22 protein-coding genes are annotated in these 19,711 nt (G+C 37.3%); 2 read left to right on the top strand and 20 right to left on the bottom strand.

Going from position 1 to position 19,711, the window contains the following annotated elements; translation table 11 throughout:
* Nucleotides 1-5: 5 nt before the first annotated feature.
* From FIU87_RS11265 to FIU87_RS11280, 4 genes are all read right to left on the bottom strand, one after another.
* Complete coding sequence (locus FIU87_RS11265) at nucleotides 6-851, bottom strand: ABC transporter permease (protein ID WP_152444687.1); 846 nt, start codon at nucleotides 849-851, stop codon at nucleotides 6-8.
* Nucleotides 851-1,783 (bottom strand): ABC transporter ATP-binding protein, encoded by a 933-nt coding sequence (locus FIU87_RS11270; RefSeq protein WP_152444688.1) that lies wholly within the window; start codon nucleotides 1,781-1,783, stop codon nucleotides 851-853. The genes FIU87_RS11265 and FIU87_RS11270 overlap by 1 nt, the downstream gene beginning before the upstream one ends.
* The gene (locus FIU87_RS11275; RefSeq protein WP_152444689.1) at nucleotides 1,780-4,221 is read right to left on the bottom strand and encodes a DUF8725 domain-containing protein; all 2,442 of its coding nucleotides are present in this window, start codon (nucleotides 4,219-4,221) and stop codon (nucleotides 1,780-1,782) included. The genes FIU87_RS11270 and FIU87_RS11275 overlap by 4 nt, the downstream gene beginning before the upstream one ends.
* Nucleotides 4,222-4,365: 144 nt before the next feature.
* Entirely contained in the window at nucleotides 4,366-5,349 is a 984-nt protein-coding gene (locus FIU87_RS11280) for a nucleoside hydrolase (protein ID WP_152444690.1), read from the bottom strand.
* Between the two features lie 79 nt (nucleotides 5,350-5,428).
* Between FIU87_RS11280 and FIU87_RS11285 the strand changes: the two genes are divergently transcribed.
* Nucleotides 5,429-5,956 (top strand): PCYCGC domain-containing protein, encoded by a 528-nt coding sequence (locus FIU87_RS11285; protein WP_253905397.1) that lies wholly within the window; start codon nucleotides 5,429-5,431, stop codon nucleotides 5,954-5,956.
* Nucleotides 5,957-6,210: 254 nt separating this feature from the next.
* Here the strand turns inward: FIU87_RS11285 and FIU87_RS11290 are convergent, their stop codons facing one another.
* The 14 genes from FIU87_RS11290 to FIU87_RS11355 form a co-directional block, all read right to left on the bottom strand.
* Entirely contained in the window at nucleotides 6,211-7,053 is an 843-nt protein-coding gene (locus FIU87_RS11290; protein ID WP_152444691.1) for a DegV family protein, read from the bottom strand.
* Nucleotides 7,054-7,167: 114 nt separating this feature from the next.
* Nucleotides 7,168-7,419, bottom strand: coding sequence for a DUF2535 family protein (locus FIU87_RS11295; protein WP_152444692.1), 252 nt, complete (start codon nucleotides 7,417-7,419; stop codon nucleotides 7,168-7,170).
* 88 nt (nucleotides 7,420-7,507) lie between these two features.
* The gene (locus FIU87_RS11300; RefSeq protein WP_152444693.1) at nucleotides 7,508-8,173 is read right to left on the bottom strand and encodes an SOS response-associated peptidase; all 666 of its coding nucleotides are present in this window, start codon (nucleotides 8,171-8,173) and stop codon (nucleotides 7,508-7,510) included.
* A gap of 28 nt (nucleotides 8,174-8,201) precedes the next feature.
* Complete coding sequence (locus FIU87_RS11305) at nucleotides 8,202-8,912, bottom strand: lysophospholipid acyltransferase family protein (protein WP_152444694.1); 711 nt, start codon at nucleotides 8,910-8,912, stop codon at nucleotides 8,202-8,204.
* Between the two features lie 15 nt (nucleotides 8,913-8,927).
* Entirely contained in the window at nucleotides 8,928-9,416 is a 489-nt protein-coding gene (locus tag FIU87_RS11310) for a dihydrofolate reductase (RefSeq protein WP_152444695.1), read from the bottom strand.
* Nucleotides 9,413-10,207: a thymidylate synthase gene (locus tag FIU87_RS11315; RefSeq protein WP_152444696.1), complete on the bottom strand. Its 795-nt coding sequence runs from the start codon at nucleotides 10,205-10,207 to the stop codon at nucleotides 9,413-9,415. The genes FIU87_RS11310 and FIU87_RS11315 overlap by 4 nt, the downstream gene beginning before the upstream one ends.
* Before the next feature lie 87 nt (nucleotides 10,208-10,294).
* On the bottom strand, nucleotides 10,295-11,044 hold the full coding sequence (locus tag FIU87_RS11320; protein WP_152444697.1) for an anthrax toxin lethal factor-related metalloendopeptidase: 750 nt from the start codon (nucleotides 11,042-11,044) through the stop codon (nucleotides 10,295-10,297).
* Nucleotides 11,045-11,243: 199 nt separating this feature from the next.
* Entirely contained in the window at nucleotides 11,244-11,774 is a 531-nt protein-coding gene (locus FIU87_RS11325) for a phosphatidylglycerophosphatase A family protein (RefSeq protein ID WP_152444698.1), read from the bottom strand.
* 22 nt (nucleotides 11,775-11,796) lie between these two features.
* Nucleotides 11,797-12,390, bottom strand: coding sequence for a YpjP family protein (locus FIU87_RS11330; RefSeq protein ID WP_152444699.1), 594 nt, complete (start codon nucleotides 12,388-12,390; stop codon nucleotides 11,797-11,799).
* Between the two features lie 343 nt (nucleotides 12,391-12,733).
* Entirely contained in the window at nucleotides 12,734-13,507 is a 774-nt protein-coding gene (locus FIU87_RS11335; RefSeq protein ID WP_152444700.1) for a class I SAM-dependent methyltransferase, read from the bottom strand.
* A 64-nt stretch (nucleotides 13,508-13,571) separates the two neighbouring features.
* Nucleotides 13,572-14,006, bottom strand: a complete 435-nt coding sequence (locus FIU87_RS11340; RefSeq protein ID WP_152444701.1) for a BrxA/BrxB family bacilliredoxin — start codon at nucleotides 14,004-14,006, stop codon at nucleotides 13,572-13,574.
* 44 nt (nucleotides 14,007-14,050) lie between these two features.
* Entirely contained in the window at nucleotides 14,051-15,175 is a 1,125-nt protein-coding gene (locus FIU87_RS11345) for a conserved virulence factor C family protein (protein ID WP_152444702.1), read from the bottom strand.
* 32 nt (nucleotides 15,176-15,207) lie between these two features.
* The gene (locus FIU87_RS11350) at nucleotides 15,208-17,118 is read right to left on the bottom strand and encodes an ABC-F family ATP-binding cassette domain-containing protein (protein WP_152444703.1); all 1,911 of its coding nucleotides are present in this window, start codon (nucleotides 17,116-17,118) and stop codon (nucleotides 15,208-15,210) included.
* A gap of 4 nt (nucleotides 17,119-17,122) precedes the next feature.
* Nucleotides 17,123-17,752, bottom strand: coding sequence for an HD domain-containing protein (locus tag FIU87_RS11355; protein WP_152444704.1), 630 nt, complete (start codon nucleotides 17,750-17,752; stop codon nucleotides 17,123-17,125).
* Between the two features lie 193 nt (nucleotides 17,753-17,945).
* On the opposite strand from FIU87_RS11355, the gene FIU87_RS11360 reads away from it, so the two are divergent.
* Complete coding sequence (locus FIU87_RS11360) at nucleotides 17,946-18,197, top strand: hypothetical protein (RefSeq protein WP_152444705.1); 252 nt, start codon at nucleotides 17,946-17,948, stop codon at nucleotides 18,195-18,197.
* Nucleotides 18,198-18,200: 3 nt separating this feature from the next.
* Here FIU87_RS11360 and FIU87_RS11365 read toward each other — a convergent pair whose 3' ends face one another.
* Entirely contained in the window at nucleotides 18,201-19,043 is an 843-nt protein-coding gene (locus FIU87_RS11365; protein ID WP_152444706.1) for a DegV family protein, read from the bottom strand.
* 185 nt (nucleotides 19,044-19,228) lie between these two features.
* Nucleotides 19,229-19,705, bottom strand: a complete 477-nt coding sequence (locus tag FIU87_RS11370; RefSeq protein ID WP_152444707.1) for a glutathione peroxidase — start codon at nucleotides 19,703-19,705, stop codon at nucleotides 19,229-19,231.
* Nucleotides 19,706-19,711 lie beyond the last annotated feature (6 nt).

Genomic DNA, 19,711 nt, shown 5'->3' on the forward strand with positions numbered 1-19,711 from the left:
ATCATCTATCCTTTACGAGGCTTCATATTTGGACGTAGCTTTCTAATACTAAAAAATAATAGGGTGACAGTAATGACAATAAATGTGATTAGTTGACCAATCCCAAGATGTACATCTATTCCAGTGATATTTTTCAGTTCCATATTTGCCGCAGGTTCAAACAGTGCTAACATGACGCCAAAAGGATTAAACATCGCAATGAAATAGGGAATAGGATTTGATTGTGGTCCTGTGGCACCATAGGAAGTAAAGCTAATGGTAAACATCGTGATAATTGCCGTACCAGCAGCTAGAAAAAATGCTACGCCATACGTACAAACCATTGCCACAATCGTTTTTCTAATTATGGTAGAAAAGAAAACTCCGATACTGCCCAATGTAACCATTGTTAAAAAATATAACCCAAATGTAAGCAACAATAATTTTGGGGAAATTCCACCAAATAAGAAAACAATGCTGTACAACGGCAAGCTAGATATCACAATGAGTAATAAAAAGGACAAAGATGATACTAGCTTACTAATAATAATACTTGCCGATGACTGCTGAGTAGTAAGGAGAATGTTTAAGGTCTGTTTTTCTCGCTCACTACTGATAATTCCTGCTGTTAGGCCTGGTGTCATGAAAAAGATTAAAGCAAGCTGAACAAATGCGAGAATCATAAACATGTTTTTACTGTTCTCTGGGCGGAACATACCCATAGATTGATACCTAGTCTCCATGTAGATGTAGAAAAGGGCAATCAAGCCCAAAACTCCAAGGTAGAATAATATACCTAAAAAACTCTTAAAACTTCTAAACCTCAATTTGAATTCTTTATTTAGCATTGGGTTAATTACTTGTGCTTTCATTATTCCACCCCCTTTGTAATTTCTAAGAAGATATCCTCTAAGTTAGACTCTTCCTGACTTAGGCTTAAAATCATTACTCCAGCTTCTAATGCTTCTTTTAGAAGTGTGACTTGTTCTTCATCTGTCCCTTCGTAAGAAAAGGAAAGAAGATTTCGCTTTTGTTCACTTACGGTAATGTTGGATATTTTCGGATTATCCTCAAAATACTCTATCGCTTTTTCCACGTTTTGATAAATCAATACTCTTAATACTTTGTTTGCTTGAAGCTGCTGGTGGATTTCTTCTACTCTCCCAGTTGCAACAAGCTTTCCTCCATTGATCACACCAATCTCGTCACACATCTCTGCAAGTTCAGGAAGGATATGAGAGGAAATCATGATTGTTTTTCCCATACTTTTTAATTCTCTTAAAATTTCACGCATTTCAATTCTTGCTCTTGGATCTAGTCCTGATGCTGGTTCATCTAAAATTAAAACTTCTGGATCGTGAATGAGCGCCCTTGCAAGACACAGCCGTTGCTTCATTCCTCTTGAAAGGACATCTACATAGGAATCCTTTTTATCGGTCAAGTTCACAAGTTCCAATAGCTGTGGAATAAGTTTCTGTCTTTCCTCATAAGGAATGCCATAACTAGCTCCATAAAAATCAAGATATTCATCGGTCTTGAATTGATCATACACGCCAAAAAAATCTGGCATATAGCCGATGTATTTCCGTACCATTTTAGGATTTTTTGTTACATCATACCCATTCACAAAAGCTGTTCCTGAAGTTGGAGCTAATAGTGTAGATAGAATCGAAAATGTGGTAGACTTACCCGCACCGTTATGACCAACAAACCCAAAAACAGTACCTTTCTCCACTTTTAAGTTTAATGAATCCAGCGCGGTAAACTTACCGTACTTTTTTGTTAGATTTATTGTTTCGATCATTCCTTTATCTCTCCCTTGACCTGAATTCCCGGAATTTCTATATCACTATCCATAGAATTTACTTTCAACGATAACTGAATAACCCCTTCGTCACTTAAATAATCTTTTAAATTATTTTCAAGGGTAATGGATGATTTGTTTTCCAGGATTTCGAGTTCATCTTTTGCAAAATTGTAGATGGCATATTCGATATCAAGCTCTCTTACTCGAAGCTTTAGTTTCATATCCGTAATTTCATCCTTCTTTTTATCAACAAGGTCAGGTAGTTGGTAGGATAGAGTATACGTCCCGTTACCTAGATAAACATAGTTTTCTCCAAAAGCAAGACCGTTGTGATGAATCATACCTGATGCATTTTCAGCAACTGCAAGAGTTGGTTGCATTTGTTTTTCTGTAAATGAAAAACTTCCTCCACCTGAATGGATAATATCAACTGGTAGCACGACTAAATGAGTTGCATTCGGTGTATTGGATTTCCCTTTTACTTCCGTCCCTACTAAATCAGAGGTGACATAACCGACCAATAATGGTTGATCTGGCATAGACAGGAGCTCTTTTCTGTATAGCATAAAGTCTAGCATTTGGAATCTTTTATAAGTTTCTAGTTCCTCTTTTTCAATGTTGTTTGCGCTAGGACCATGATGATAATTGCTCGAGAATCCTGGAAATGCCTTATTGGCAGCGGAATTCTGAGGAACAGTTAAAGCATTTGCGATGTTGCCCTTTGCAACTTCGTACTTTACCTCTACAGATTCTCCTGCTTTGATATTTCCTAGTTTATGTGCGTTGTTACCTGAAAGAATATAAGCATCGGTTAACTCAAAGTTTAGTTGATTGGTAATGGATCCTTGTACCGTACTATCTTTAAAGGATATATCGTAGTCTATTTTACCCACCGGTTTATTAGAAATCGTTCCAATACTCGTTCGAGTCGACCAATACTCTACATTATTAAATGTAATATCAGTCCTTTCCGAAATTGGATTGATATAGGCAGCATGCTTTATCATTTCAAAGCTTCCTGAATGCACGGAAGAAGCAACGGGAAAATAAGAAGTGTGTGCATCGGTTGAAACCTGATAATCCCCCCCGCTATTAGTTAGGATAGTAGACACACCAAAACCTGACCCAAGACCAGATTGATTATCTAACAAGAGTACACTTGCTTCATTAATTTGTGTTCCAGCAATTCGATCCTTTGCTCCTATTCCAAATACTGCCACACTTGTGAAAACAGCGATTGCTGGAATAATCCACCAAGCTTGCTCTCGTTTGTCAAGCTTTCTCAACACAATGTACAACACCGGTATTAATAAAATTAGATAAATGATAAAAGAGCTTATTAGAAGAGGGACCGAGACAATAGAACCTGGAAATGCCTCTCCGATGGAACTAAGTTGGTAGGATAACTCCTCCAATAATGGTTGTTTATAATGGCTAGGGCTTTTGGAAGTTAGCTTTGGCAGCACACTGTTCCACCAGAGGTTTACTTCTTTCCAATCTGCCCACTGTGGAGCTGCGAAATTACTAGTGACTTGTGCAACCGCCCCAGCTCCAACCTTTCTTACGATGGTAAAAGGTGTTTTATCATCTTTTGTTACAACGGTTATATCTTCATATAAAAGGTTCCCAGTAAAAACAGGGAAATTAGGGAATGTGCTATCTTCATTGATTTTTTGAATCGTCGTTTCTTCTTTCGGATCTAAAAGCAAAAATTCGTTGATATCTCCTAAATCTTCTTTAATACCTACCTTTGTATCAAAGATGATGGAGCCACCACTGTTTACCCAATCCTTGATTGCTTTTTGCTGTTCATTTTTCAGGGTGGAAATAGGAAAATCATGTACGAGGAGAACATCAAACATTTCTAGGCCTACTGCATTTGAAGGAACATTCGCACTTGTTATATTCAAAATTTCCATGCTCTCCATTTGATACTTGAAAAGCTTCATATAATTAACTGCATCATGGTTATTACTTAACACTCCCATGACAACCCGATTGTCACCTAGATATCTTGGTTTCGTTTTGACATTGCCACTCAGTTTGACTTCTTTGCCTTTTTCTACTCCGCCCTCAAAGAAGCTAATGTAGTTGTCATTTGTGCCTGTGCCTCCATAAGAGTGATGATCGGTGTTACCTTTAACGGACAATTCAATCGACTTAGTACCGCCAGCTTCTATTTCAAAGGGCACGATGTAACTTCCAGCCATGTTATAGTTAGGGTTGGAGAAAATGACAAAGTCTCCTTTTACTGCTTCTCCCTTGTTAACGACTTCAAGTCTGACAGGATGCCCCTTTCCCATTTGCACTTTATTATCTACTCCATATTCCACTTTCACTTCCAACTTTGCTGCTGCATTTGCTTCTGTTGGAGTGAGGATGAACATGACAAAAAATAAGATCAAAAAGCTTTTCCAAATTTTTAATGCTTTCACTTTACTTCCCCCTAAAAGAATACTGTCTCTTTTTATCTTTTTTTGTGTTGAATAACTATATCTATGACGATGTAGGAATGTAAAAAGTTGCAAACAACAAAAAAAGAAAGGAAAAAAATCCTTCCTTTCTCCCTTTGAAGACATTTAATTTTGGGCTCCATTATTGGTTATTTCTTCCGTTAGCACAAGTAATACTCTTTCGATAAATGCATCATAATCTAAATCCATTGCAATTCGGTGGACAGGATATTCATAAAGCTGAACAAATTGACGAAAGTCACCAATTGTTTGCCCGAATGCTGAACCTGAAGAAGTAACGATTTTAACTGGTTTTATCTCATACTCTATATATTTTTCATTAAAAACTCCCCATAGTGTAACTACATCATGCAAGGGAGCGCCAGATATAGAAGGTATTTGCGTTTTATAAAACTGCCAATAATAATCCATCATTGGTTTAATGAGCATCCCCAATTGGTTGTTAGTTTCTCTGCTAATCTTATCTATATAATCAACCATTTCAGATGTAAGAATGGCATTTTGCGTGACATTGAGAGGGAATATCGTTAAATTTGTTGCGTAATTAAACACAATATTTGCTGCATAAGGATCTCCAAATATATTGGCTTCTGCCACTGGCGTAACATTCCCTGGATAGTTGAATGCACCACCCATGACAAAGAATTCATCCACCTTCGCCACTGTTTCAGGATAAAGGATAAAGGAAGTCGCTAGCGAGGTTAGTCTGCCAACACAAACAATGGTAATATGCCCATCATATTTTTCAATGATATCGTAAATTTGATGAAAATTTTCAAATACATCATCCTCTTCCCCGAATTCTTCTGCAAGCACATACCCTCCAAATCCTTCTGGGCCATGAACCTCGGGGTAATAAACGGGGGGATCACCAATCATGGATCTTTCCGCACCGCCAATTAAAGGGATATCATATCTCCCTGTATTTCGTTGAAGAAATCTTGCATTTCTTAAAGCTGTACTTTTTGAAACATTTCCATACTCTGCAACAACCCCCACAATATCTACATTTCTTTCATAATAGGCATATATAATTGCCATAATATCGTCGATTCCAAAATCAGCGAAAAGAAGAACTTTTTTCGACATTTATCAGTCCTCCTACTAAACTATTTATAATGTGTGCTATAGTGTTGGTGGTACATTTTATGTGAATGAGGTGCATTTTATGAAAAAAGTGGTAATGGGTATCACCTGTTTAGCCTTTTTAACAACTGGGTGTTCTGCAAACAATGACGAACATCATCAGGCTAATTCTTCACAAAACCAGAAAAATGATAGCCATCAACATCACGAAAAGCCTTCTTTTTTTCAAGGAGACATTAGAGAGGAAACAGCTTCTGTTGAAGAGTTACCTACTTTTCTTACCAACAAGCCAGATGATATGAAAGTCATTTATTCTGCAGCAGCAAAGCACGAAGAACTGCTGTCGCAAATCCCCTGTTATTGTGGTTGTGGAACAAGTGCTGGTCATAAAAACAGCTATGATTGCTTTGTGCATGAAAACAAAAATGATGGCTCCTTAGTTTGGGATGATCATGGAACAAAATGCGGTGTTTGTTTGGAGATTGCCGCTACTGCAGTAATGGATTATAGTGAAGGAAAAAGTGTGAAAGAAATAAGGGATAAGATTGATGATGCATACAAAGAAGGTTATGCAGAGCCAACGCCAACACCTATGCCAAAGGGAAGCTAAATAAGAAAAGCCTCTAAAAAGGAGATATCCTTTCTGGAGGCTTTTTATAAGGCTCTTTTTTAAAAGCTCTTTTCTAAAAGATTGTTGCTAAAAACCTAAGAAAAAGTCGGCTTTAAGACTTTTTCCATCCATTACTCGAAGAAAAGTTGCCACATTTTTAAAACTTCCTCCACGAAAAGAGCACGACAGCAACGTTAGTTACGTGTTGCTTAACTATACGCAGTAGCAACAAAGTTTGTGAAAACAGCCTTCTATTATGAGGTGTAATACATTAGTGCAAGTGCACCTGGACCTGTATGAGTAGAGATTACAGGTGTTGTATAAGAAATTTGCACTTCTTCAAAGCCTGATATTTCAACAAGAGCATTTTTCAGCGTTTCGGCCTGTTTTAAGGAACCTGCATGAGCGATTCCGATACCCTTTACCGTTTTTCCAGCAGTATCTTCTTTAAATTGTTTGGTCAAAAATTTTATAACCTGAGAATGACTTCTTGCCTTCGTTACTGGAGTGTAGACTCCATCTGCCAATGAGGCAATTGGCTTAATATTGAGAAGGGACCCTATTAATGCTTTTCCTCTTCCAATTCGGCCACCCTTAACAAGATTATCTAGTGTATCTACCATAATAAATAATTCTGAATTGTTACGTATGTTGTCCAAAGCTGACAAGATCTCGTCTTTCGTTTTTCCTTGCTTAGCCATTTTCGCTGCTTCGACTACTTGAAAGGAAAGTGCGAAAGAAATGAAGCGAGAATCTACAACAGTTACATCCGCTTCAGAAATTCCAGCAGCACTTTCAGCCGATCCCACAGTTCCACTCATTCCACCAGTCATATGAATTGAAATGATACTGCTTCCATCCGCACCTAATCGATTGTAGGTATCAACAAAATTACCCACCGCAGGCTGAGAGCTTTTTGGAAGTTCTGCAGAGTGCTTCATTTTATCCATAAATTCTTCAGGAGTAATTCCAAATCTATCTATATACGATTGCCCATCAATGGTGATGGATAGAGGGACTATTTCTATATTCCATTCTTCAATAATGGATTGCTCAATATCAATTGTAGAGTCTGTAACAATTTTAACTTTTGTCAACGATTTCACTTCCCTAAATTATCCTTGTGTTTCATCATACATATCATTTGTTTATAGGCAAAAAAAATAACAGGGTTACTAACCCTGTCTTAATTTTATCATACATCTCACGTTTTAAGCATTATTTTTTAATATATCTGTCTTTACTACATTGCAATAGTCAGGCCACTTTAATACTTTTCTCAAATGATCTTTAAAGGAGTAAACATGCTTTGGTTCTTTTTCAGACATGATGGATCGGATATACGCTTCTAATCTCATGCGAACCATAAAGTGATAAGTGCTATCGTCCTCCAATACTGGAATTTCAATGACTTTTACCTTCTGTCCCTCATTAATTGTGAACTCTAGGCTTTTCCATAGCAAAATATCAATCCTCTTTTTCACCCGTTTGTGTATATTATACCTTAATATTTTTGATTCGTGTAAACTTTCGATAGACAAAATCAAACAATTAAACCGGCTCTACACATTTAGCATGATTATTTTTAGGGGAATTAACAAGGCTAGAAACTTCGTAAGCTTTCATGAGTTTTGCGTCAAATGGCTGACACATATCCAATAGTTCATTCTTATCAGTATAGCCTTTCTTCAGCCAGTTTTCTTCCTGTTCTTTTTTTAAAATTACCGGCATTCGGTTGTGGACCTCTTTTACAAGTTCGTTAGGTGAAGTGGTAATCAGTGTGCAACTGACATACTCTTCTTTATTATGAACCCATCTGTCCCACAATCCTGCAAATGCAAATGGTTCATGGTCCTTCATCGTAAAACGCACGGGCACTTTCTTTCCATTCATCTGCTTCCACTCGTAAAACCCATCAGCTGGTATCAGGCATTTCCGTCTATCTAGAAGCCTGTTAAAGCTAACTTTATCCTGCAAGGTTTCTGCCCTAGCATTGATCATTTTATAGCCAATCTTTTTATCCTTTGCAAAGCTAGGAACGAGCCCCCAATTCAAATAACCTGCCCTGTTTTTCTTTTCCCCTGAAACAATAGCGAGAATCCGTTGACCAGGAGCAACATTAAAGCTTAGCTGGTAATCTAAGTCGGAGGAATTTTCAAGAAAAAAACGTTCTGCTAACTTATGAAGCTCTGTTGTCAAAGAAAACCTGCCGCACATGGTCATTCCTCCTATTTAAATACCTACTTTATAAGCTTTCCCTAATTATCTCTTTTATTTCCATACCGAGAGCATTTCCATCGATCTTTTCTTCCTGTGGTAGAAAAATGGGATCATGAATGGTAATTCTCACGTTTGCCGCCTGGAATCCAAATTTGCTTTCTTCCATAATTATATAAGAACCATTAATGGTGATAGGAACCACAGGAACCTTACTATCTGTTGCAAGTCTTAATCCACCTTTTTTGAACTCGCCCATTTCGTTACCCTTACTTCTTGTTCCTTCAGGAAAAATGACTAAAGAATGACCCTTTTTCAAGGTTGCTATTCCATCTCTAATGGATTGGACAGCTTTTCTTCTATCTTTTCTGTCAATAAAAACACAGTTCATGGCTTCCATCCAAGTAGGAATAAAAGGGATTTTTTTGACTTCTACCTTGGATATAAACCCGAATGGCTTTTCAATAAAACCTATTAGTAATGGTACATCGAAATTCCCTTGATGATTACTGACAAACAAAACCGGTCCATCAGGTAATTTATGCTCCCCGATTACTTCTACCTCAGTTCCAGTAATTTCAACGAGCCTTCTAGCCCATATTTTTGGTTTTTGATGAATCATGCGATCGTGTTCTTCTACTGAAAAAGAGGACTCTGCCTTTTTCATTTTTTTAATACTAGGCAAATGGTAAATCATATAACCGAAAAAAAACATAAACCACCAGATTGTTCGTAACATTATTGTTTCTCCCTATTATGTTTGTGCTTGTTTTTGATATTTTCTAAAATAATAGTCATACGGATTTATTTCATCCTTCCATCCTTTTTCGGATGAAATAAGCTCCCACTCTTTTTCATTTAACGGCGGAAAATAGGTATCTCCTTCAAATTCTTCATCAATATACGTGAGGTAAAGGAAATCAGCATGTGGGAGAGCTTCTTCAAACACCTTCGCACCACCAATTACAAATATTTCATTGTTTGGTTTTGAAGTTTTGATTACTTCGCCAATGGAATGAAATGTTTCGCAACCTTCAGCTTTATAGTTGTTTCTACTGAGGATGATATTTTTCCTCTTCGGTAGAGGCTTGCCGATAGATTCAAAGGTTTTCCTTCCCATCACAACGGTATTTCCCAGAGTGATTTTCTTAAAATATGCAAGGTCTGCCGGAAGCCTCCAAGGCAGATCATTGTTTTTCCCAATTAATCCATTTCTGTCGGTTGCGACTATTAAAGAAATCATACACTTACCACTCCTTTTATATGAGGGTGAGCTTCATAGCCTTCTAGTGTAAAATCTTCAAAAGTGAAATCAAAAATGGAAGTCACCTCTTTGTTAATTTTCATCAAAGGAAGCTTTTTCGGTTCTCTTTTCAACTGGGTGTTTACTTGCTCCAGATGATTAGAATAAATATGGGCATCTCCGAGTGTATGTATAAATTCTCCAGGCTCTAAATCACATACCTGAGCAATCATCATGGTTAATAAAGCGTAGGAAGCAATATTAAATGGCACTCCTAGGAAAACATCTCCTGACCTTTGATAAAGTTGACAGGACAGTTTTCCATCTGCAACATAAAATTGAAACATCGTGTGACAGGGAGGCAATGCCATGGAATCCACATTTGCTACATTCCATGCAGAGACGATTAACCTTCTTGAATCCGGATTCTCTTTAATCTGTTGAATGACATTGGATATCTGATCAATACCTTTCCCATCAGGAGTAGGCCAAGATCTCCATTGGTAGCCATACACTGGTCCTAGATCACCATTTTCATCAGCCCATTCATTCCAAATCCTTACACCATTTTCTTGTAGATATGAAACATTGGTATCACCCTTTAAAAACCAAAGGAGCTCATGAATGATGGATTTTACGTGCAGTTTTTTTGTTGTTACTAATGGAAAACCATCCTGAAGATTAAACCTCATTTGATAGCCAAACGTACTGATTGTTCCTGTGCCTGTTCTATCTTCTTTTTTCGTTCCATTTTGCAAGATATGCTCACATAGATCTAAATACTGTTTCATCCTTTATCACCTCTATGTTTGTCTTATTCCAACCTACATTTTATCATAAGGATAAATAAAGGTGTCCTTTTTTGTTGGACACCTTACTTAGTTTTTTCTAGTATAAAATTGTTGTGTTAGTGGCAGCTTCTCCATGTTTTGCATGAATAGAAACGTTTTAGGGGCTTGATTTGCCAATTGAATTCTTGTCTTATCATTTACATAATACATAGCAAATGCCTCTGCAAAATATTCCTCCGGAAAGGTGTTAAAATAGGTCTTTCCTGGAAACAAGGCACCTACTTCTTTTTTCCACACTTCTAAAAAAACCTCATTATAACGAATGTTTCCTAATACGAAACGGTCCACAGAGTGTGCAAGTTCATGAAGTTCTAAATTTACCGAGCCATGTCCCATTCCCTTTTTGCTGTGTCCAATTTTAGCAAGTACTAGCTTTGACCCTCCAATACCAGGAACCTCTTCCCAGCTTTTTCCTGACATACTGTAGCCTCTAGGCTTTGTACCATGTAAATGCTCAAAACCCTCAATATCTGTCAGCTTCCCTTCAAAGAGGTAGAGATGAACATTTTGTTGAACCAGTCTATCTAAAATAGAAGGAGGAATATTGGATATATGTCGAATCATACTAGCCGCTTCTTTTTTAGAAAAATCTGATGAAGGAACATAAATCATTTGGTTGATGATGGGTCTACTGGGGAGATCCTGAAGGTGTTTTTCTAGCTCAGGAGAATGATATGCCTCTAATGGTACCGCATCCAAACTCGCATATGCCTTCCAATATATCGGGATAATAATAAATGAAATTAATAATGCTATCGCCAAAATACGCCTTTTCATGTTACCTCTCCTTCTTACGCTGATGCTTCTAAGATGTAAAAAAGTTGAAAGTTTCTATGATACTTGTATTATATCATTAATATATTTAATTGGAATGTTGTTTTTGTAATATTCACTTAATATAACGCAGAAAATTATACCAAAAGAAAAAAATAAAAAAGGCTGTCCTGTGAAGGATAAGCCCATTTGATAATCGCAACTATACAATAACTTCTTTTTCATTCAACCCAGACTCTTCTAGATCTCTCGTCCGGTGAGCTATTCTACTTGCGGCTGCAGCTGCTAGGGCACATACAATATCATCCATAAAGGTATGTACTTCTTCTCCTTCTGATTCGTCCAGTTTTTTTATGATACCAAACTTTTCTTTATCAAGATAACCGAAATTGGTTAAACCTATTGAGCCGTATACGTTAACAATAGATAGTGGAATAATTTCGTCAATACCATAAAGCGGTTCATCTGTTTCTACCAAATACTGAAGCGGCTCTGGTAAGAGGTTTTTCTCAGCAAGCATATCCAAAGAAATACCCGTCAGAACGGCGTGTACAATCTCCCTTTTTTCCAATACTTTTTCTACATTGTGCATACAATCTTCTAATGTTACATCTTCAATATATTTTTGCTGAAGCTGTAGAACGATTTCTGCTATATCCTGAATCGTTACGCCTCTTTTTTCTAGCATATTTTTCGTTATTTCCTGCATCTGTTGAAGTGTATATTTTCTCATTCTGTAATGACCCCGTTTCTCTCTAACTTAACCACTTAGGCGGTGTGTTTTTTGCCCAGTAGATAGCTCCTAACGCATGGTGTTCTTGAAAGTTATCATGATGAGTGTGATAGTGAAAATTAAAATAATACCCTTCCAATGGAGGATGATCCTTTCTAACATGAAAGCGAATCAAATCATTTCCTTTTGAGGCATGGTAAATATGAAAAATCTTTTCACTGTCTCCACCACCAGGTTTCTCAGAAATAGCCAGGTTACTTAAATCTTCTTCAGGATATTCATTTGCAAGCTGTTGAATGATTGTTTCCATTTTAGGAAGAACCACTTCTTTAAATTCATCCTGAATTAGTGGACCGATACGGCTACCAAACTTTGTAAGGCTTTGCAACTCCGCTTGCTCCCTAGCAAATGTTAGAAAGGAATCCCTTGTGACCTCATCATCTTGAAAAGGTTCAAGGAGCGAACTAGAATAGCTGTCGACTTCTTTATTGGATACATTACCAAAGCTAGAATCATCCTTTGCATCGTCGACAGTCAAATAAGCAGGTGGGGATACGGTACCAAATGTTAATGCCGAAATCAAGACTACAAGTGACTTTCTTAACCATTTTGGCATGGCAGTCTTCCTTTCTATCTCTGTTGTAGGGAGTATTCTATTAATCTATTATATCATAAATGTAAGAATATTTTATCTATTTTCTTATTAAGATGGTATTTCTGACCTTACAAGTATTTAGATTGGATAGCATGAGTGATAAAAATGATTCATTTATTAAAGGTTTTTTGTTAATATTAAGTAAGAGTACATATTGGAGGTAAAACACATGGCTGAAATTGCAATGATTGTAACGAGCTTTCTAACTTTAGGAGTTATGGTATATTTTTGTATCGTTGATTAATGGGAAAAACTCGTAAAGTCAAATGACTTCACGAGTTTTTTTATGTGTTTAAAGCAGACTCTATACCTCGATAAAACCAAAGTGAAAGGTAGAGGTTTTGCGTTTTAGAACTTGAAAACCGAATGCTTCAAAACGGTGGCTTTGCCAGTGATCTTTCATCACTACTCGTTTTGAGGCAACCCGTTTTGCTTGTTCGATGGTTTGTACTGTAAGTTCGTCGTATAATGCTACCTTACTTAGTCTTCTTATTCCGCTAGAGTCAGCAATTTCTTTTTCAAACATCGGATCCAAATAGACAACATCGAATGCATTATCAGGAAACAATGACAATAGTTCGATGAAATTCCCCTTAATCACATGAATGCGCCTCATCGATTGCTTCAACTGTGTGTTTTCAGATTCCCAATTTTTTAATCCTGATTTTACTAAAAAACTTAGAATACTGTTCCCTTCTATACCAACAACCTCTCCCTTTTCCCCTGCAGCCAAGCTAGCAATAATACTGTCTGAAGCTAGGCCTAACGTACAATCCAGCATACTCATTCCAGGCTCTAGACGGGCTGCGGTAATAAAAGGATCGTGTTCCCCTTTCATCCATCTCTTGACCCTAAAGCTTGCGCTGTTGGGATGAAAAAATAATGGGTCCTTGTCTCCATATCGGTGCCATTCATATCGGTTTTTCCCTATCACAAGTACATCTGACTGATATTCTTTCCCTAGATTATCGATGGACTTTTTGTTCCGCGCAATGTAAGGAAAAGTTAGTTCTTTAGCTATTGAGCGGGCTTGTTCTACCATGCGATCATCGGTTCTCCCTGCCGTTGTTACAATCATTGTGTTTCTCCTTTGTTTCGGTATGTAGAAAAAAGGATGTGTAAATTACACATCCTTTCCGCCGTTAACAGTGTTGATGAAACGCTGCTTGTAAATTGGTCATAATATTTTCCATCGTATTTGCTTCTATGTCGTGACGGTGAATAAAATGGACAACTTCTTTTCCTTTCATCAGTGCCATAGATGGGGAGGACGGAGGTATATCTCCAAACAATTCACGCATTTTAGCCGTAGCTTCCTTATCCTGTCCAGCAAACACGGTTACTAAATGATCAGGAGTATTATCTGCACTGATTACTGATTGGGTAGCAGCTGGTCGTGCAAGCCCTGCGGCACATCCACAAACAGAGTTAACGACTACTAAAGTGGTGCCCTCAACTTTATTAAAAAACGTTTCTACATTCTCGGCGGTGGTAAGCTCTTCAAATCCAGCTCTCGTCAGCTCATCTCTCATTGGTTTAACAAGCTGTCTCATATATTCTTCATATGCCATAGACATGTTGGTATTCCTCCTTCAATGTTTTCATGGTTTTGGAAAAACAATTAATTATTTCGTTCCGTCATTTGCTTCCAAACGGAGCCTTTTGCTTCTTCTCCGCCTTCAATCCTTCCAATTGCCATTTTCACTTGCATACTGACCTCAAACTCAGGATCATGTTCAGCCTCATGCAGTGCAGGCAAGGAAGTTTCATCCCCTACCTCGTACAAAAACATTGCGGCTCTCCATCGGACTAGTTTATTTTTATCCTTTAAAGCTTCTATCATTGCAGGCATCGCCTTTTTGTCACCAAGGTCAGACATACAATCTCCAGCTGTCCTTCTGACCGTTACGGACTTATCTTTGAGTGCAGTTGTTAGATAAGGCAGAATATCAGATTCGTCTAGCATTCCTAAATAAACAGTGGCAAGGCGTCGGATGGATGCTTTTTCATCGTTTAATGCCTTTGCAAGTACAGGAATGTCTTCTTCTGTTGGGTCCATTTGGTCTAAGGCAGCAAACCTTTCTGCCCAATCTGGATTTTCAAGCATGTCAATGGTCACTTTATAACGCTGCTTTTGTTTGATAGTATTATTTGTTTTTTCATTATTTTCATCTTTGCTCATCATTTGCTTTATACGTTCTTCTGAAAAGGTGGCAGATAGTTCATCGACTATCTCATTTCCCACAGCTTCTAATTCGCCATATCTAATACCGTGCTCTTTCCATTCTCGCTCTAGCACAACATTATCTTCTAGTTGCTGTGCCTTTAAGACGGCATCCATGAATCGTTGCGGAAGCCCCACACGCTTTTCTTGCTCCCCATTAGTTAGCTTCACTTGCATTGGAATGCCCTGAAACATTTGAACAAAAACTTTCACTTCGCCAAATCCATCAAGTGATGAAAGCTGTTCTCTACCACTTTCTTCTTCTGTCTCACCAAATGCTGCACGCACGTCAGACAAAATACCTTTCCAATCATATCTTGCATTTCTTTCGACAGCCAAAAAGTCTGCCACATGATAGACACCCTTTACACCGTCTACATTTAAAATGTCCTGGATGATCTGTGGTGCCAGCTCACTATTCTCACTAGTATAGTTATTCCTCGATCCTGCAGGAAGTTCTTCACTTAGAATGACCTTCATGGTGTTTGGACTTGGAGTAGGTTCAATGGATCGTATTTTCATAACAAATCACTCCTTTTCACATCGATTCGATTTTATAGTTTCGTTTGTGAATTGATTTGGTCGACTTTTTCTGAAAGCTCTTCCCATCGTTCCATTAGCTGCTCTAGGTGGGAAGTTGTTTCCTTTTGTTTTTCCAGCAGTTTACTTATCTTCTCATAATCGCTTCCACCATTCAAAATCTCTACCTCAATGGCAACCAATTTTTCCTCAAGTTCCATAATTCTTTCTTCTATTGTTTCCCAATCCTTTTGTTCTTGGTAGGAGAGTTTTAATGTTTTTGATCTATTTACCTTTTCTTGAATGGGCTTTTGAGCTTGCTCTGCTTCTTTCTCTTCTTGTTTTTGCTGTATTTTTAGCGCGACATAATCCGAATACTCCCCAAATATTCGTTTGATCTGTCCATTTCCATCTAAAACAACCAACTCATCTACCACTTTGTCCAAGAAATAGCGATCATGAGATACCGTAATGACCACTCCAGGAAATTCATCAAGATAAGCTTCTAAAATCGTTAAGGTTTCCGTGTCTAGATCATTTGTTGGCTCGTCTAGCAATAAAACGTTAGGTTGGGACATTAATATCCGAAGAAGGTAAAGGCGCTTTTTTTCTCCTCCTGAGAGCTTACCAATTGGAGAACCGTGTGAATAAGGAGGAAAAAGAAAACGTTCGAGCAATTGTGAAGCACTAATATGTGTTCCATCCTCAGCTTTTAAAACTTCTGCCTCTTCTTTAACATACTCAATCATCCGCTGATTTGGGTTCATTTCTTGCTGTTCTTGAGTATAGTAGCCAACTTTTACCGTCATACCGATATCTACAACTCCACTATCAGGTTTTACTCTTCCTGATAGTAGATTTAACATCGTTGATTTTCCAATGCCATTCGGTCCGACAATGCCAATTCTATCTTTTTGTTTTATTAACAGGTTCACTTTATTGAAAATGACATGGCTGTTATACGCTAGGCTGGTATCCTTTAATTCAATGACCTTCTTTCCAAGCCTTGTAGAACCTGAAATTAATTCCAAATCATTTGATGCGCTTCCGTTTGCCATTTTTTTCTCAAGCTCATCAAATCGTTTAATTCTTGCTTTTTGCTTTGTTGTTCTTGCTTTAGCACCTTTTCTCATCCAATCTAGCTCTTGTCGGAAAAGACTTTTTTGCTTTGATTCTGTTTTCTGCAATTCTTCTTCTCTTATCGCTTTTGCTTCTAGATATGCTCCATAATTACCATGGTAAGAATGAATTTCACCTTGATGCAATTCAAAAATACGGTTTGTTACCTTATCTAGAAAATAGCGATCATGGGTGACAATCAAAACAGCACCATTGTATTTACTTAAGTAATCCTCCAGCCATTCAATCGCTTCGAAATCAAGGTGGTTGGTTGGTTCATCCAAAATTAAAAGATCGGCAGCTTCTAATAAAGTTTGCGCGAGTGCCACCCGTTTCTTTTGTCCGCCAGAGAGGCTGATAATCTTCTGATGAACATCTTTAATTCCCAGCTTACTTAAGATTGCTTTTGCCTGTGCACTAGCATCCCATGCATTCAATACATCCATTCTTTCTTGCACTCTTACTAATTTCTTGTGCAAAATTTCATTCATTGGTTGATCTTCAAGCTCCAGTAGACATGCTTCGTAGTCTTTGATAGCAAGGTTAACCTCTGAATCTCTACTGAATATTTGTTCTAAAATCGTACTTTGTTCTCTTAAAATAGGCTGCTGTGATAAAAACCCAATACGATAATCATTAGAAGTTGTAATAGTTCCTGTATCTGGAAATTCCATTCCTGCAATAATTTTTAACAACGTGGATTTCCCTGTACCATTCACGCCAATAAGGCCAACTCTTTCCTTATCCTGAATACTGAATGAGGTATGGTTAAGTAGGATTTTTTCCACATATGTTTTTGATATGTCTTCTCCAATTAACATTTTCATTTGGTTAAATCTCATTCCATTCTTTCATAAATTGATGAACAAAGCTCTCCATAAAGGCGTGCCGTTCTGCAGCTATCTTTTTGGCAGTTTCTGTTTGCAGGGTATTTTTCAAAAGAAATAACTTTTCATGAAAATGATTAAGTGCCGTGGACTTTTGATTTCGATATTGTTCATAACTCATCGATGTTCTTACTTCAATTTCAGGATCGTACATCGACTGCCCTTTTGCACCAGAATACATAAACGTTCTGGCTATACCGATTGCCCCAAGCGCATCTAAGCGATCTGCATCCTGCACGACTTTTCCTTCTAGACTTTCTAGCACGATGCCATTGCCGCCTTTGTACCCAATATTATCAATACAAAACAAAATCTCATCTATATGTAGCTTTGATAGTGGTAATTCTGACAATATTTCTTGCATTTCTGATGTAGCAACCGCTTTATTTTCTATTAGTTTATCATCCAGAACCTCATGCAAAAGGGCGATAATTTCAACCATTAATGGATTTGCCCCTTCTTTCTCACCAATATGAAGGGCAAGACGTTTTACCCGTTCTATATGATAAAGATCATGACCTGTCGTGTCATTTGCAAAGACAGATTCAACGTAATTTTGTAGTTTATGTATCAAGTGTGTTAACTCCCTTATCTATTCTCTGCTTCCACCTATATTCTAACATGGATTACAATTTAACTATAACATTTAGCAATTTGTAGAGCACCATCTCTCCTTATTTTCATATAATAACTCTACAAAAAAAGTAATAGGCTGCCTTTATACGGAAATACTCCGAATAAAACAGCCTATCTCGGGAGGAAATAACATGTGGTGTTCTCGTCAAATGAACTCGCCACAAATTGGCACTGCTTGGATTGGAACACATATTATCCTATTAAGATGTAATTATCAAACAGATTCTGTGGTCTCTATCAATAAAAGCGATTATGCTCCCGTTGAGCCTGTTGTAAAAGGATGTGCAGAGACTTTATCAAGGTATTTAAGTATAGGATATACACTCCTTTACACCTTAGCTTTACATGATAATGAAGTCTTATTTGTTCTGCAATATCGGTAAGAATTACTCGTTATACCAAGCAATTCCAATTGTATTTACACCAGCATGAACAGCAATGGCTGTTGAGAGTGGGTAAGGGTTGATAGGGATATTAGGATAAATATCCTTTAATTTTTCGACAAGTTCTTTTGCTTCTTCTTCGTTGGTTCCATAGAGGACAAACAATTCTTTTAAGGATGTATGCGAATCTGCCTCTTCCACGAACTCTAATATTTTTGATAACGCTTTCTTTTGGGTTCGTACTTTTTCAGCAACTTCCAGTTTTCCATCTTTAATCTGTATGATTGGTTTAATTTGTAATAAGCTACCTAATAACTTTTGGACTCCTGACATTCTGCCACTTCGGTGCAATTGCTCTAAGCTGCCAATCAGCACGTAAATTTCACACTTATTGGAAAGGTCTTCTAGATAACCGACAATTTCTTCAAAGGACTTCCCTTCCTCTTGTGCACGAATCCCTTTTTTCACCATAGCGGACAGAGGGAATGATATTACTTTTGAGTCTATTGTTTGAACGGGGATATCAACCATTTCTCCTGCTTGCATACTTGATGAAACGGTGCCACTTAGTTTACTTGATAAATGAACAGAAATAATGCGATCATAATTCTCTGCTAACTTATTGTAAAGTTCCACAAAAGCTCCAACAGAGGGCTGACTTGTTTTTGGAGGCGTTGCACTCTTTTCCAGCTTTGAATAGAATTCATCTAATGAAAGGGTTACTCCATCTAAATACTCCTCATTTTCAAAATAGACAACCATCGGAATACTATACACATCCGGATGATTTTCTAGCATATTATCTAGATATGCTGTACTATCTGTTACCCAAGCTATTCTTTCCATTCTATGCTCCCCCAATCTCTATCTAATTACCTATTTTATTCTATTATTCTGATAATAACATAATTACTATTAAATATATAATAAAAAATAAAACCCTTTTCAATAATTTAGAAAAGGGTTTTGTTTATTATCAAGTAAAGCTGGATTCAGCAGACTTTTTCAAGGTAGAAAAAACGTTATAGTCATTATAGTAATTTTTCAATATCATTCTTCATTTTTTCAGGTGTGGTTGCAGAAGCAAATCGATCGACTACCTTTCCATTTCTATCTACTAAAAATTTCGTGAAATTCCATTTTACTGCTTTTGTCCCCATTACTCCCTTTGCTTCTTCTTTTAAGTATTCAAAAAGAGGGTGTGTGTTATCACCATTCACATCCACCTTTGAAAACATCGGGAAAGAAACGCCGTAATTTAACTGACAAAATTCATTGATATCTTTTTCTTCGCCAGGTTCTTGATTTCCAAATTGATTGCAAGGAAAGCCAAGAATGACAAACTTTTTGTCCTGATATTCCTTGTACAATTCTTCTAGGCCCGCAAATTGTGGGGTAAACCCGCATTCACTAGCAGTGTTCACAATTAACATCACATATCCTTCATAATCGGATAAGGATACTTCTTGACCTTTAATATTGTTTGCTTTGTATTCATAAATAGACATTCGTTA

This window comes from Bacillus sp. THAF10 (assembly GCF_009363695.1).
GTDB lineage: Bacteria > Bacillota > Bacilli > Bacillales > Bacillaceae_I > Sutcliffiella_A.

What these genes read in the sequence shown, in the direction of transcription:
- FIU87_RS11335 (WP_152444700.1), bottom strand. Translation starts at nt 13,507, where the DNA reads ATGATTGTAACAACGGCAGGGAGAACCGATGATCGCATGGTAGAACAA.
- FIU87_RS11340 (WP_152444701.1), bottom strand. Translation starts at nt 14,006, where the DNA reads ATGTCTATGGCATATGAAGAATATATGAGACAGCTTGTTAAACCAATG.
- FIU87_RS11330 (WP_152444699.1), bottom strand. Translation starts at nt 12,390, where the DNA reads ATGCCAAAATGGTTAAGAAAGTCACTTGTAGTCTTGATTTCGGCATTA.
- FIU87_RS11345 (WP_152444702.1), bottom strand. Translation starts at nt 15,175, where the DNA reads ATGAAAATACGATCCATTGAACCTACTCCAAGTCCAAACACCATGAAG.
- FIU87_RS11300 (WP_152444693.1), bottom strand. Translation starts at nt 8,173, where the DNA reads ATGTGCGGCAGGTTTTCTTTGACAACAGAGCTTCATAAGTTAGCAGAA.
- FIU87_RS11370 (WP_152444707.1), bottom strand. Translation starts at nt 19,705, where the DNA reads ATGTCTATTTATGAATACAAAGCAAACAATATTAAAGGTCAAGAAGTA.
- FIU87_RS11320 (WP_152444697.1), bottom strand. Translation starts at nt 11,044, where the DNA reads ATGAAAAGGCGTATTTTGGCGATAGCATTATTAATTTCATTTATTATT.
- FIU87_RS11310 (WP_152444695.1), bottom strand. Translation starts at nt 9,416, where the DNA reads ATGATTTCTTTAATAGTCGCAACCGACAGAAATGGATTAATTGGGAAA.
- FIU87_RS11280 (WP_152444690.1), bottom strand. Translation starts at nt 5,349, where the DNA reads ATGTCGAAAAAAGTTCTTCTTTTCGCTGATTTTGGAATCGACGATATT.
- FIU87_RS11325 (WP_152444698.1), bottom strand. Translation starts at nt 11,774, where the DNA reads ATGAGAAAATATACACTTCAACAGATGCAGGAAATAACGAAAAATATG.
- FIU87_RS11365 (WP_152444706.1), bottom strand. Translation starts at nt 19,043, where the DNA reads ATGGAAAGAATAGCTTGGGTAACAGATAGTACAGCATATCTAGATAAT.
- FIU87_RS11265 (WP_152444687.1), bottom strand. Translation starts at nt 851, where the DNA reads ATGAAAGCACAAGTAATTAACCCAATGCTAAATAAAGAATTCAAATTG.
- FIU87_RS11350 (WP_152444703.1), bottom strand. Translation starts at nt 17,118, where the DNA reads ATGAAAATGTTAATTGGAGAAGACATATCAAAAACATATGTGGAAAAA.
- FIU87_RS11285 (WP_253905397.1), top strand. Translation starts at nt 5,429, where the DNA reads ATGAAAAAAGTGGTAATGGGTATCACCTGTTTAGCCTTTTTAACAACT.
- FIU87_RS11270 (WP_152444688.1), bottom strand. Translation starts at nt 1,783, where the DNA reads ATGATCGAAACAATAAATCTAACAAAAAAGTACGGTAAGTTTACCGCG.
- FIU87_RS11360 (WP_152444705.1), top strand. Translation starts at nt 17,946, where the DNA reads ATGTGGTGTTCTCGTCAAATGAACTCGCCACAAATTGGCACTGCTTGG.
- FIU87_RS11305 (WP_152444694.1), bottom strand. Translation starts at nt 8,912, where the DNA reads ATGTTACGAACAATCTGGTGGTTTATGTTTTTTTTCGGTTATATGATT.
- FIU87_RS11315 (WP_152444696.1), bottom strand. Translation starts at nt 10,207, where the DNA reads ATGAAACAGTATTTAGATCTATGTGAGCATATCTTGCAAAATGGAACG.